Source organism: Glutamicibacter sp. MNS18 (assembly GCF_026107515.2).
Lineage (GTDB): Bacteria > Actinomycetota > Actinomycetes > Actinomycetales > Micrococcaceae > Glutamicibacter.
In genome coordinates, this window is sequence record NZ_JAPCHW010000007.1 from 1 (window position 1) to 13815 (window position 13815).

Consider the following 13815-nt stretch of genomic DNA (forward strand, 5'->3'; position numbering starts at 1 on the left):
GTTGCAGCAGCTGGCCATGGCCTACCCGGAGCGCATCGAGCCGTATTTGAAGTGAGTGTTAAGAAGCCCTGAATAACGGATGTGACTAGGGGCTTACACAAACTTCCTGACAGGCTCCGCTTCTTTGCTGATCTTCACCGACTTGCCAAACTGGACTGCCGAAAGTTCCCCTGTCTTGATTAGCCGGTAAACAGTCATACCGGAGATTTCGAGCAGGGACGCAACCTGCGTGACGGTGTACATTCTTGTTTGGATTCCCAAGCTGAGCTCCGATCTTCTTGCGCCGGTATTCATGCTTGGACATTTCTATATGGAACCCGGCGTTACCGTTTAGAACAATAGAATCACCAGAACCACAGCCACCAGACCCCTAATGCCATAAACCACGCCCGAAATCACTCTCGGGTTGAATTTCCTGTATGACAGGATATGGAAAGGACTCGAAGTCGATTGTCATCGCCACATGAACATGTGATTCTTACGCATTCCCTTGCAGGGCTTTACCGCGCAGATTCGCCTGTGATGAATCGACAGCACAGGTGATTCGGAAATCTACGTTACAAATGACGTCCTATGGGCCTGTGGCGGACGCATGCATCCCACAAATCAACCATTGATCCAGTGTCGTTGAGGCCTCGAGGTGGCTGTCGTTTTAACGAACTCCTTGAAGCGTCTCGTGACACATAAAAGTGAGTGACCGCCTTCGGATCAGTGATCGGCCATCAATCTGGGCTCGTGGTCGCCTATCCGACGCAAAGCGGCGAACTGCGGTCTAATGATGTCCGAGACTTCATTCAAGCAGTAGTGCCCGGATTCAGGCCTCTGAGGCTAATTCAGGATTGCGTAGGCTGTCAGTCCGATGGCGATTACCCCAAGTACGCCTACACCTATGATTTTCCAGATGACCGGGATCCTCGGTCCAAACTTGTATTCCGGATCACGGCGTCGTCCACGTGTAGCAGGCTGCATTATTAATTTCCCCAAGAAATCAAGTCTGACGTGTTTCAGATGTTCGAAGCTTAGCAATCTGGAATGCAAAAACCTACACTTGTGGATTATTGTTAACGGTACTTTTTCGAGTCGGTCATGCATTGGTGCAGAGCCAACTAGTCGCCTTTTGGGTGAGCATCGCAATTCCTTGCGCTAGCCTTGAGGACTTCAACAAGTTCAAACGAAAGACCCCCTGCGCGACACCTGTCGGTGTCACCCAGGGGGTCTCATGCTGACGGACTACTTGTCGGTATCCGGCTGCTCCTTCTTCAGCATTTCCTCGACTTCTCGTCGTTCCCTACGAGTGATCGGGATTTGACCAGTCAGGGGATTGACCAGATCACCTTCAGGAGACTGGATACGTTGGGCGGTCTTGCGGGCCTTGGTGATCACCGTGGTGGTGCCGGTATCCAAGGACGGCTTCGCGCCGGGATCGGGAACCGGGGCATGGGCACCCACGGCGGCAGCGGTACCGTATTTGGCCTGCAGTCTGGCTTCGCGGCGGGCTGAGGTCTTCTCCTTGCGTCCTTCAACCAACCGGTAGAGCACCGGCACCAGGATCAGGGTGAGCAAGGTGGAGGTCACCAGACCACCGATGACCACGACGGCCAGTGGCTGGGAGATGAAACCGGAGTGCCCGGTGATTCCCAAGGCCATGGGTACCAGGGCGAAGATGGTGGCGGCGCTGGTCATCAGGATCGGGCGCAAACGCTGGCGGGCGCCATGGGTGATGGCATCCTCCAAACCCATGGCCTCGCGTTCAGGGGTCTTGAGCCTGTACTGGTTGATCAGGTCGATCAGTACGATCGCGTTGGTCACCACGATTCCTACCAGCATCAGCATGCCGATCAGTGACGGCAGGCCCAGCGGGATGCCGGTCAACAGCAGCAGGCCTATCGAACCGGTTGCGGCGAACGGGATCGACACCAGCAGGATCAGCGGCTGGACGAGCGACTTGAAGGTCGCCACCATGATCACGTAGACGATGGCCACGGCGGCCAACAGTGCCAGGTAGAGCTGCTCGAAGGACTCGGCCTGCTCCGTGGCGGCTCCACCCAGGGTTGCGCTGGCGCCCTCGGGCAGCTCCAGGGAATCCAGCTTCTCGGTCACCGCGCTGGACACCGCACCCAACTGGTCCGGTTGTGGTGTCAGGCTCACGGTGGCCACCCGTTCACCATTGGAGGTGGTGACCACCTGTTGCACTTCCTCGATGCCCACTTCGGCCAGGTCCTGCAGTTCCATGATGCCGGTGGCAGTGGGGATCTGCAGTTCACGCAACTGCGCCTCGCTGGTCAACTGGTCGGGCTGGCCGATGTTGATGCTCAGATCGGTGTAGTCGATCCGGAGGGTGCCTGCCGGAATGGGGGAGAGCTGGGAAGCGACCATGCCGGCGAGCTGGGTTTCGGTCAGCCCGGCCTCGGCCGCCTTGCCGGCATCAATGTCCACGGTGACCTGGTCACGCTTCTCGGAGAGGTTATCGGTGATCCCGATGGTGTTCTCGATTTCGCCCAGCTGCTCACGCACCGCGCTGGTGGCCTCGGTGAGGATTCCCTCGTCCGGGGCACTGACCTGGACGGTGACATCAGAGGACATCATCATTCCGGAGCCCGAGGCCACGGTCACGTCCTGGTCCTCGGGCAGGTTGAGGTCGGCGATCGTGGCCCGTAGCTCATCGGCCAGGGCCTCCTGGTCCAGATTCGCGTCGGTGATCACCGTGAAGCTGGCAGTATCGGTACCGGAGGAGCCCATCATGGCGCCTATGGCATCCCCGGAGCTGCCAATGGTCAACTGCACGTCTTCGACACCCGCGGCATCCGACAGCACGGTCTCGATCTTCTTGGCCTCGTCCAGGGTGGTGTTCAGCGCGGTGCCCGAGGGCAGCTTCTGGGTCACCTGCAAGGAGTTCTCCCCGGTGCCTCCGAACAGGTTGGTGTTCAGCAGCGGGGTCATGGCCACGGTACCGGCAAGGATCAGCACCGAGACCAGCAGGGTGATGACCGGGTGCCGCTGGGTTCCACGCAATACCGGGGCGTAGCTGCGCTGCAGCAGGCCCTTGTCTTCGGCGGTGTGGGCGGTCTTGGCTGCCCCGGTGCCCGGACGGTGTGGCAGGAACCAGTAGGCCAGTACCGGCACAATGGTCAGCGACACCAGCAGGGAGGCCAGCAGCGCAATGGTCATGGTCATGGCGAAGGGGCGGAAGAGCTCCCCGGCCATGCCGGCGACCAGTGCCACCGGCAGGAATACCGCTACCGTGGTGAGCGTGGCGGAGGTGATTGCCCCGGCGACCTCGCGCACGGCCAGCAGGATCGCGTCCTTCTTCGCCTCACCGTAGGACAGGTGGCGCTTGATGTTCTCGATCACCACAATCGAGTCATCCACCACGCGGCCGATCGAGATGGTCAGGGCGCCCAGGGTGAGCATGTTCAGCGTGTACCCGAACACATTCATCCCGATGAAGGTGACCATCAATGACAGCGGGATGGAGATCGCGGTCACCAGGGTGGAGCGGATGGAGAACAGGAAAATCAGGATCACGATCACCGCGAACACCAGGCCCAGCAAGCCCTCGGTGGCCAGCGCCTCGATGGACTGCTCAATGAATGGTGCCTGGTCGAACACGGTGGTGATGGTGGCGTTGGAGCCGAGCTCGGCCTCGAGCTGGGAAAGCATGCCGGCCACGGCGTGGGAGATCGCCACGGTGTCACCGGCAGGGGTCTTGGTAATCGAAATTGACAGCGTCTCCGCGCCATTGGTGCGGGTGATGCTGGTGGCCTCATCCGCCTCGATGGAGACCTCGGCTACCTCCGAGAGGAGTACCGGGCCGGTGTCGGTGGAGATTGGGATCTCCCGGATCTTCTCCAGGGTATCCGGGGCGGAGCCGGCAATGATCGGCAGTTCCATGCCATCGGTGTCCAAGGTTCCCACGGGGATCGGGGAACCGGCATTCTCGATCGCATCCTTGATATCAGCCACGCTCAACCCGGCTTGGGTCAGATCCGCATCGTCGGGAAGGACCAGGATGTGCTGCGAGGCACCACCGGAGACCGCGGCTTCCCGCACCCCATCGATCTTGCGCAGCTTGGGAAGGGCGATCCGCTCCACATCATCATGCAGCTTTTCCAGGGGCTCATCCGACGCGACCGCCAGATAAGCCACCGGCAGGTCCGAGACTGAACCGGCGAAGCTGGACGGTTCCACATCCTCGGGCAACTGGCTCCGGGCATTGGCGATGGCGCGTTCCACCTGGGAACGCGCCCGATCCATATCCGTGCCGTATTCGAACATCAACGACAGGGTGGCCATATTCGTGCGCGAGGTGGCCGAGGAGGACTCCAGACCCTCCACCGCCTGCATGGCGGTTTCCAACGGCCGGGCAACCTGCTCGTCCACGACCTCGGGACTGGCGCCGGGCTGCACTGCAACCACGGCGATCTGCGGGAATTCCAGGGACGGGATCAGTTCCTGTTTCAGGGAACTCATCGATATCAGGCCAAAGATCGCGGAGAAGATCGTGATGAGGGCGATCAGTGCGCGATTCTTGAGCGAGAGCTGTGCCAGACGCTGCATGCGGGTGTGTTCCTAGCGGTGTCGCGGAGTCAAAGGGGCTTGGGAATAACTCTAGTTGGTTGGCTTCCGGCAACAGAATCCGCGCGGGTATCCGCGGGCAAAATCATACTTTGGGAGGACAGCGGCTGGTCATGGGTATACGTCAAAGCCCGGCTGGGTACACCGTGGCAATACGGTGTACCCAGCCGGGCGATGAAGATCCTGTTACTTCAGTTTGAGCACCTTGTCGGTGTCGGCAACAACATTAGCCAACAGCTTCGGATTCTCGTTCAGCTTCTGCCCGTAGGACGGGATGATGTCCTTCAGCTTGGTCTCCCAGCCGGCGAACTGCTTCGGGAAGCAGCGCGAGAGCAAGCCGATCATGATCGGGGTCGCCGTCGAGGCACCGGGGGAGGCACCGAGCAGGCCGGAGATCGAGCCGTCCGAGGAGGTGATGACCTCGGTGCCGAACTGCAGCACGCCGCCCTTCTTGGCATCCTTCTTGATGACCTGGACGCGCTGCCCAGCGGTGATCAATTCCCACTTGGAGCCATCGGCTTCCGGGAAGTACTCGGCCAGGGCCTCGTCCTTCTTGGCGCGCGACTTGAGCACTTCCTTGATCAGGTAGGCGGTCAGGGACATGTTGTCCTTGCCCACCGCCAACAGCGGAAGCAGATTGTGCGGGCGGACCGACAGCGGAAGGTCCAGTTGGCTGGTGGACTTCAGGAAGTTCATCGAGAAACCGGCGTAGGGACCGAACATCAGCGAACGCTTGCCGTCGACAAAACGGGTATCCAGGTGCGGCACCGACATCGGGGGAGCGCCCACCGAGGCCTGGCCGTACACCTTGGCATGGTGCTGGTCGCTGATCGACTGGTCGGTGCAGCGCAGGAACTGCCCGGAGACCGGGAAGCCGCCGTAGCCCTTGATCTCGTCGATTCCGCTTTTCTGCAGCAGCGGCAGCGCGCCGCCACCGGCACCCACGAAGACGAACTTGGCGTTGACCTTGAAGCTGGCCCCGGTGGCCTTGTTCTTGACGGTCAGCTGCCAGCCGGCACCATCACGCGACAACCCGGTGACCTTGTGGCCGTAGTTGATCTCGGCCCCGTTTTCACCCAGCGAGGCGGTCAGGTCCTTGGTCATCCGGCCGAAGTCCACATCGGTTCCACCGACCACGCGGGAGGCGGCGATCTGCTGCGATTCGTCGCGGCCACGGGCTACCAGCGGGGCCCACTCATTGATGGTGGACAGATCCTCGGTGTACTCCATGTCCGCGAACAGGGCCTGTGCCTTCATGGCCTCGTAGCGGGTCTTCAGGTACTTGGCGTGGTCCTGGCCGATCACCAGGGACATGTGTGGCAGGGAGTGGATGAAGTTCTCCGGGGAGCCCACACGCTGGTTCTGTACGGCCCAGGAGAAGAACTGCCGGGAGATCTGGTACTGCTCGTTGATGCCCACGGCCTTGGCCGGATCCACCGAGCCGTCAGCCTGTGCCGGGGCGTAGTTCAGTTCGCATAACGCGGCATGTCCGGTGCCGGCATTGTTCCATGGTGAGGAAGACTCTTCGCCCGCCTTGTCCAGGTTTTCGAACAGGCCGATCGACCAGTTCGGTTCCAGCTGGTTGATGAGGGTACCCAGGGTGGCGCTCATAATACCGGCACCGATAAGTACGACGTCAAAATTCTTGGTTGACGTTTCAGAAGGCACGAGAATCTCCATCGACAGTGATACTTTGCTCTTAGGTCAGACTAGACCCATTACGTCAAGGACAAGAAATTCTCAACCCGTCAAATCAGTGTTCTGCTCGATTTTGACATCCAGGAACACCTCGTCGAGCACCGGGGAGGACGGGTAGTAGCTCACGTCCGCATCCAGGGCCAGTGCGGAGATCGGGAACACCAAGGGCACCAGTGGCAAGTCGTGGGTCAGCGTGGTCAGGATATTGCGGTAGGCCGCGGTGCGTTCCTCGCCCACCGGGATGGACCGCGCCGCCAGGATCTGCGCGTCAAGCAGCGGTGAACTGTAACCGAACTCATAGTGCTTTGCGGCCAGGATGCCGGAGATGAAGTCATCTTCACTGCGGTAGGCGCCGGAGAACCCCAACAGGTGCAGTCCTTTGAATCCCTGGTTGCGCACCTTGTCCACGTACCGGCCTTCGCTCCAGTCCACCGGAATCGGATTGATCCTGATCCCCACTTTGGCCAGATCCTCGGCGATCAGGGCGAAGGTGCGTTCGGGTAGGGCCATGTAATTGCGCGACACGTTCCGCGGGTAGGCGAAATCGATCGCCGTGCCGTCATAGTCGATCTCCTCCAGCAGCTTGGTGGCTTCATCCGGGGAGTAGAAGATGACATTGTCCGGGTTGTCCACGGCGAAGGTGGGCGGCAGTAACCCCTGTGCCGACTTGGTGCCGTTGATGAACAGTTCCCGGGCGAGCCGGCCCTTGTCCACCGCGTGGGCAAGGGCCCGCCGGAACACCGGGTTCTCCAGCCAGGCGGTGTCATGGTGCAGCCCGAGGTACAACACCGAGAACGGGTCACGGTTCACCACCATGCGGGCGTTGCGCACCAGGGTGCGCAGGATATCCACCGACACCATGTCGAAGGCATCGATATCCCCGGCGAGCAACGCGGTCTGCCGGTTCTGCGCCAGCGTGATGGAGGACAGTTCGATCTGCACGGGGTGCTGCGGGTTGTTGGCCACCCGCTGGGTGTTCCAGTAGTCCTGGTTCAGTTCCAGGCGCAGCCCGGTGTCGGTACGTTCAACAAAGCGGTAGGGGCCGGTGCCCACCGGGTGCTCGTCCAGGGACCGGGCCGGGTTGTCCTCCGATCCTCCGGTCAGGGAGTCAGGTGCGGCAATGGCCAGCCCCGGAAGCGAGAACGCCTCGATGACCCCGGTCAGCCGGCGTCGCAGCTTCAGCTCCACCGTGTACTGGTCGGTGGCGTTCACCGAGTCGAAGTAGCTGGCGGTTCCCGCCCGGGAATCGCCGGTGAACAGCTCGTCCTCGAGCAAGATCCGCATCGCTTCAAGCTGCTCCTTCTGCTGGGCCAGGGTGGCCTGCATCCGCTCGCTGTCGGCCGATTCCTCCTGCTGCGGGGCCTGGGCGGTGTCGTCATCCTCGGGTAGCTCGGGGATATCGGAGAAATGGTGGAAGACCTGGGTGAAACCCTGCAGGGAACGCCCACGCAGCTCCGAGTCCAGGTTCAGCCAGCGTTCGAAGTTCGCCACCACGGCCTGCGCGTTGAATTCGGTGCCGTCATGGAAAAGCACTCCGCGACGCAGCGTGAAGGTGTAGCGTAGCCCGTCTTCGCTCTCGGTCCAGGACTCGGCCAATCCGGCCATGGGGCCACCGGTCTGCGGGTCGATGGCGATCAATGTCTCATAGATCTGCCGGGTGGCCCGGAAGGAATCGTTGTCCCCGACCGCGGCGGGATCCAGTGACAGGGGAGGGGAGGCCGCGGCGATGCGGAAGACCCGTGGGGGAGCCTCGGTGGCGGGTGAACCACTGGGTGTGGCGGGTTGGGGCGCGGTGTCCGTGCAACTTGTCAGTCCCAGCAGCAGGGCAGCCAGCGATCCGGAGAGTACGGCTCGGCGTGGGACGGGCTGCGGGGTATGCGATGACAAGATAGTGGCTCGGCTTCCTGGGTCACGTGGTCACAGAAGATGTATTCCTCACACCACGATAGGGGCACCGGTGGGCGGGGCGCCTCATCCTGGGAGGGTATTTCCCAAGATAGCGCACCGCTCCTCAGGTAGACCGGGAACTACCGGTGACTCGCCCCAAATGTGGCCAAACGGTTACCCATCTCACGGTGCATGCACGACATTCTCTCCGGTTCCACCCGTGGACCAGGCCTGCAGCTGGCGCTTGAGCAGGGAGACCATGCGGGGGAAGAACGCCTCGGTGTTCCCGCCATTGTGCGGCAGGATCAGCGCGTTCGGCTGACGCCACAACGCGTGGTCCTCAGGTAGCGGCTCGGGGTCAAAGACATCAGAGGCCACGAACAATCGTCCAGAGGCCACCTCCGCGGTCAGCGCCGCGGTATCCACCACCGGGCCGCGGGCCACGTTGATGACCCGTGCGCCGTCCGGCAACCGGGCCAGCAGCTGCGCATCCACCAGGTGATGGGTGGAATCGGTGAGCGGGACGATCAGGATCATCACCTCGATCTCCGGGGCCAGCTCGGCCAGCCGGTCGATCCCATGGACCTGGCCGTGCTCATCGGTGCGGGAGCTGGAGGCGAAGCGCAGCAGGTTCACCTCGAAGGGTTCGAGCCTGCGGCGGATCTGTTCGCCGATCCGCCCGGTGCCCACCACTGCCACGGTTCGATCGGCCAATCCGGGCCAACGCTGCGGTGCCCAGGTGCCGGTGAGCTGGTTCCGTACCGCGTCCGGGAAGCCGCGCAGGGAGGCTATGGCCAGTCCCACGGCCATTTCCGCGGTGGCCGCCGCATGCACGGTGCCGGCGGTGGTGATGGTGGCCCGGTCTCCGACCAGATCGATCAACCCGTCATAGCCGGTGGTCTGGGTTTGCACCTGGGTGATGTTCGGGGCCTGGTTGATTCCCTCCAGCTGCGCAAAGTTGGCCATGTAGGGGAAGATCGCGATCTCGATCTGCGCCAGGTCAACATCCGCCGGGGGCTGGCCCAGATCCCACACCACGGCGTTCAGGTTCTCGGGTAGCGGTCCCACCGCGTCAAGCAGCTCGGTGGATGGAAAGGATACGGTACGTTGTTGGCTCATGGCTCCACCTTAATCAGCCCGTTGATAAGTAGGTAGAACGCCTAGTCATCTCGTGTAATCCAACTCACGGCCAAAAGCTGGCATCTCGATTTGCGCGATCGCAGAAAGCTGGTAGAGTTTTATCTCGTTGCGAAAGCGCGAAACACACGTTTCTAGACCATCGCAACGGGCGCCTCTAGCTCAATTGGCAGAGCAACTGACTCTTAATCAGTAGGTTCCGGGTTCAAGTCCCGGGGGGCGCACAGCAAACCGGCGAGAGTATCTCTCGCCGGTTTTTTCGTCTCCCCGGGCAAATAGCGGACCAGTTTCCGCATGATTCACGCAGCCGGTGCTGGGCCGGGTACGGGAAGCGGCCAGGTGCCGACCGGCCGGGATCCGCGTGATACGGGGAATTTTCCCCAGGCTTACGAGTAGACGAAGATCCAGAATTCTCTTGGAAAACCCGAAAGCGAGTATCCGCAGGCAGTATTCCCCTATATACCGGAAGTATCCGTGGTGATAATCTCCTGCCAACCATCCGGCAACGCAACCAGGCAGGGGGCCTGGGATACCGCGTAGGGCGCTGGATGGTCAGAAGGCTTGGGGGACTTCGAACATGAGAGCTTATCGGTGCCCAGACGGGCAAAAGGCAGACCTGCCACGACCGGTCAGCGGTCCGGGCGCCGGGGTTGGTCATGGCGTCAACTGAACCGCGGGTTCCCGGCAAACGGACCATCAAACCGCACGAGAAGAAATCCTCCCCGGCATTCCGTGCCCTGGGTATCGGCGCGGCGGCCCTGCTGGTGGCCGGGGCGGTGGGCACCCTGTTCCTGGAACCGCCGCGCGACCGGGCCGCCCACGAGGAAACAACCACGGTGCCGGCACAGACCCTTCGGTTGGGGTACTTCGCCAATGTCACCCACGCCCCGGCACTGATCGCGAACGAGCGCGGGCTGCTGGAACGCGCACTGGAAGCCGACGGGACCGACCTGGTCACCGAGGTCTTCAATGCCGGACCGGCGGCCATCGAGGCGCTGAACAGCGGGGCGCTGGATGCCACCTATATCGGGCCGAACCCCTCGATCACCAGCTACCTGTCCAGCGAGGGCCAATCCCTGCGGATCGTTGCCGGGGTGACCTACGGGGGAGCTAGCCTGGTGGTCTCCGAGGACATCACCTCCATTGAGGACCTGGTCGGCAGCAACCTGGCCACCCCGCAATTCGGCGGAACCCAGGATGTGGCGCTGCGCCACTTCCTGAAGGACCGGGGTATGGAAGCAGAGGTCACCGTCACCCCGAGTTCCAACGGGACGGTACCGCAGCTGTTCGCCCGTGGTGCCATCGACGGCGCCTGGTCACCGGAGCCCTACGCCTCCCAGCTGGTGCTGGAGTACGGGGCACACCGGCTGATCGATGAGGCGGACTTGTGGCCCGAAGGCAAATTCCCCACCACGGTCCTGGCCGTATCACGCAGCTTCCTGCAGGAACACCCGCAAACCGTCCAGCGCCTGGTGGACGCCAACGCCCAGGCGATCGCCTGGCTGAACACCACCAGCGATGACGAACAGGTCGCCGGGGTGCAGGCCGGCATGCATCAGGCCAACGGCACCAGCCTGGACGAGGACGTGCTGCGCGCGGCCCTGGGCCAGGTGTACTTCGATCCGGTGCCGCTGACCTCCACCTTCGACGAACTGGTCACCCACGCGGTGGACGTCGGCATCGGAAGCCCCGGGGACGTCTCGGGACTGGTGGACAGCACCTGGGTCAAGGAGCAGAGATGAGCATCGAACTGAACGAGGTCTCGCTGAGCTACGGCGGTGACGAACTGGTCTTGGACTCGATTTCCACGCAGATCCATGACGGCGAATTCGTGGCCGTCCTGGGTGCCTCCGGGTGCGGGAAGTCCTCCCTGCTCAACGTCATCGCCGGGCTACTGCCACCGAGTGACGGGTGGCTGCAGGTCCCCGATGACGGTGCGGCCTTCATGTTCCAGGACGCCAACCTCTTGCCCTGGCTGACCGCCGCGGCCAATATCGAACTGGCGCTCAAGCTCTGCGACTATCCGGCCGGGCAACGCGCCGCACGGGTCAGGCAGCTGCTGGAACTGGTCCAATTGGACCACGCCGGGGACCGCAAACCCCATGAGCTCTCCGGAGGGATGCGCCAACGGGTGGCACTGGCACGCTCCCTGGCCCAGGACCGACAGGTATTGCTCATGGACGAGCCCTTCGCCGCCCTGGATGCGATTACCCGGGACATGCTGCACGAACAACTGCACAGCCTGTGGGCGGCCACCGGTAAGACGATCGTCTTTGTCACCCACAATGTGCGCGAGGCCATCAGGCTGGCCGAACGCATCCTGGTGCTCTCCTCGCGTCCCGGACGGATCATCGAGATCCGCCGGATCTCGGATACGCTGCGCAACGACCCGGCCCATTCAGTGGCGCTCGCCGATGAGCTGACCACCATCCTTCGAAGGGAGCAGATGAAAAATGACCGCGTTGATCAGCTCTAACCCACTGACCGCCCCACCGGTGGCCCGCAGGCAGCCCGGTGCACGGCAGCGTTCTACACGCCTCGGCTCGGTGTTCGCCCCGCTGGTGGCTATCGTGGTGCTGGTGGCCATCTGGCAGATCGCCTCCTGGGCCTCGCCGCTACGGGCGGATCTCTTCCCTTCACCGGTCATGGTCTTCCAGAAGCTTCCGGCGCTGCTGGCGGATGGATCCCTGGTCTCCGCCACGGCCATCTCACTGTGGCGGGCGCTGAGCGGGTATGTGATCGCGGTACTGATCGCCACACCCATTGCGCTGATCCTCGCGCATTGGGCGGCCTTGCGTCGCGGGTTGGGCCCTTTGGTTTCGGCCATGCAGGTGTTGCCCTCGATCGCCTGGGTGCCGGCGGCCATCATCCTGTTCGGGCTCAGTGATGCCACCATTTACACGGTGCTGCTGCTGGGCGCGATTCCCTCGATCATCAACGGGCTGCTCTCCGGGGTGGATATGATCCCTCCGCAGTACCGGGCGTTGTCCCAGGTACTGGGTGCCAGCCGCTGGCAACATATCATCCACGTCGAGCTGCCCGCGGCGCTTCCCGGATATGTTGGGGGACTGCGCCAGGGGTGGGCCTTCGCCTGGCGGTCGCTGATGGCCGCCGAGCTGATCGCGGTGGGCGGTTCGCTGGCACCGGGAATCGGTTCACTGCTGCAGCGTGGCAGGGACCTGGCGGATCTGCCATTGGTGATGCTGGTGATCCTCTCGATCCTGTTGGTGGGGATCCTGATCGAGCTGCTGATCTTCGCCCCCTTGGAGCGGCGCCTACTGCAGAACCGTGGACTGGCCCGTGCGGGGGAGGAAAAGAGCGGTTAGCGTCCCGGCACCGCTGCGCTGAGTGATGGACGACAAAAGGAGCCTCGTTACGGACATTCCGGTCCGGGATCCCCATGGCAACACGACAGGCCCGCTTCTCTCGACGAGACGCGGGCCTGTTCTCTGTCCACCTCCGGAGGGTGCTGATGAGATCGCGCTCCTGATGGCTTCCGCACGGCTTCGACGCAGGGAAACAGCTGTGGTTTGCGGCGCCGGCGTGTACGCCGCCAAGATCCTGAGGTGCATCCAGAGACCAAGAAGAAACGTGTGTCCGGGCGGAACGTGGCCAAGACGATGACCAGTGGATGCCGTATGCGAAGGCCGTTTGGCATCCTGTGATCCATTGCACTGCTGAATTCTTGGCGAATTCTTATGCCTGGAACCATCCGGGTCCAAGAAAATCATAGTTGACTAGGTGCTTTGATCGACCATTCATCGCGCGGGGCGGATTTTTATTTTCCGGCCAATTCTGCGTATGATTGGATGCGTCGCAAGGACAAGTTCGGAAACGAACTAGTCAGCAACGGTAAGCGCCTCTAGCTCAATTGGCAGAGCAACTGACTCTTAATCAGTAGGTTCCGGGTTCAAGTCCCGGGGGGCGCACAGTGATCCGATCTGAATTATCAGGTCGGATTTTTTGTATACCGCAATCCTGATGAGGGGAAACGCATGACTACCGAAACAGCAGCGAAGCGTCTTGCCGTAGGGGACACCGCCCCGGCCTTTACCTTGAACGATGCCCAGGGTGCCCCGGTCTCCCTGGAGGACTTCCGTGGCAAAAAGACCATTGTGTACTTCTACCCGGCAGCATCAACCCCCGGCTGCACCAAGCAGGCCTGCGATTTCCGGGACTCCATCGAATCCCTGCAAGGCCTAGGCTATGTGGTGCTGGGAATTTCCCCGGACGGCACAGCCAAGCTGGAAAAGTTCACCGCCAAGGAGGAACTGAACTTCCCGCTGCTCTCGGATGAGGACCATGCGGTCGCCGAGGCCTACGGGGCCTGGGGTGAAAAGAAGAACTACGGACGTGTCTACGAGGGTCTGATCCGCTCGACCATCGTGGTGGACGAGCAGGGCAAGGTGGCCCTGGCCCAGTACAACGTCCGGGCCACCGGGCACGTTGCCAAGCTGCGTCGCGACCTGGGAATTGACCCGAAATAACAGGAGTGAGCCGATTTCTGATCGGTCTGCG

The 13815-nt window shown here is 62.0% G+C and carries 9 protein-coding genes and 2 tRNA genes; 6 read left to right on the plus strand and 5 right to left on the minus strand.

From position 1 onward, the window contains the following. Positions 1–93 precede the first annotated feature (93 nt). The 5 genes from OK351_RS11345 to OK351_RS11365 all read right to left on the minus strand — a co-directional run bounded on the left by OK351_RS11345 (position 94) and on the right by OK351_RS11365 (position 9279). Positions 94–294, minus strand: a complete 201-nt coding sequence (locus OK351_RS11345) for a helix-turn-helix domain-containing protein (RefSeq protein ID WP_306349482.1) — start codon at positions 292–294, stop codon at positions 94–96. Positions 295–1230: 936 nt separating this feature from the next. After that, positions 1231–4557, minus strand: a complete 3327-nt coding sequence (locus OK351_RS11350) for an efflux RND transporter permease subunit (RefSeq protein ID WP_265158969.1) — start codon at positions 4555–4557, stop codon at positions 1231–1233. Between the two features lie 204 nt (positions 4558–4761). Further along, a complete protein-coding gene (locus OK351_RS11355; protein ID WP_265158971.1) occupies positions 4762–6255 on the minus strand; it encodes a malate:quinone oxidoreductase in 1494 nt (497 codons plus the stop codon). A 60-nt stretch (positions 6256–6315) separates the two neighbouring features. Then, positions 6316–8160, minus strand: a complete 1845-nt coding sequence (locus tag OK351_RS11360; protein ID WP_306349483.1) for an ABC transporter substrate-binding protein — start codon at positions 8158–8160, stop codon at positions 6316–6318. A 183-nt stretch (positions 8161–8343) separates the two neighbouring features. Further along, a complete protein-coding gene (locus tag OK351_RS11365; protein ID WP_265158973.1) occupies positions 8344–9279 on the minus strand; it encodes a 2-hydroxyacid dehydrogenase in 936 nt (311 codons plus the stop codon). A 169-nt stretch (positions 9280–9448) separates the two neighbouring features. Between OK351_RS11365 and OK351_RS11370 the strand changes: the two genes are divergently transcribed. The 6 genes from OK351_RS11370 (at position 9449) to bcp (ending at position 13784) form a co-directional block, all read left to right on the plus strand. After that, positions 9449–9521: transfer RNA gene (locus tag OK351_RS11370), tRNA-Lys, on the plus strand. A 432-nt stretch (positions 9522–9953) separates the two neighbouring features. Continuing rightward, entirely contained in the window at positions 9954–11039 is a 1086-nt protein-coding gene (locus OK351_RS11375; protein ID WP_265158975.1) for an ABC transporter substrate-binding protein, read from the plus strand. Continuing rightward, positions 11036–11773 (plus strand): ABC transporter ATP-binding protein, encoded by a 738-nt coding sequence (locus OK351_RS11380; protein WP_265158978.1) that lies wholly within the window; start codon positions 11036–11038, stop codon positions 11771–11773. Before OK351_RS11375 ends, OK351_RS11380 begins: the two co-directional genes overlap by 4 nt. Further along, the gene (locus tag OK351_RS11385) at positions 11751–12623 is read left to right on the plus strand and encodes an ABC transporter permease (RefSeq protein WP_265158980.1); all 873 of its coding nucleotides are present in this window, start codon (positions 11751–11753) and stop codon (positions 12621–12623) included. Before OK351_RS11380 ends, OK351_RS11385 begins: the two co-directional genes overlap by 23 nt. A gap of 530 nt (positions 12624–13153) precedes the next feature. Next, positions 13154–13226, plus strand: a tRNA-Lys gene (locus OK351_RS11390). A gap of 66 nt (positions 13227–13292) precedes the next feature. Continuing rightward, entirely contained in the window at positions 13293–13784 is a 492-nt protein-coding gene (gene bcp / locus OK351_RS11395; RefSeq protein WP_265158982.1) for a thioredoxin-dependent thiol peroxidase, read from the plus strand. Positions 13785–13815: the final 31 nt, after the last annotated feature.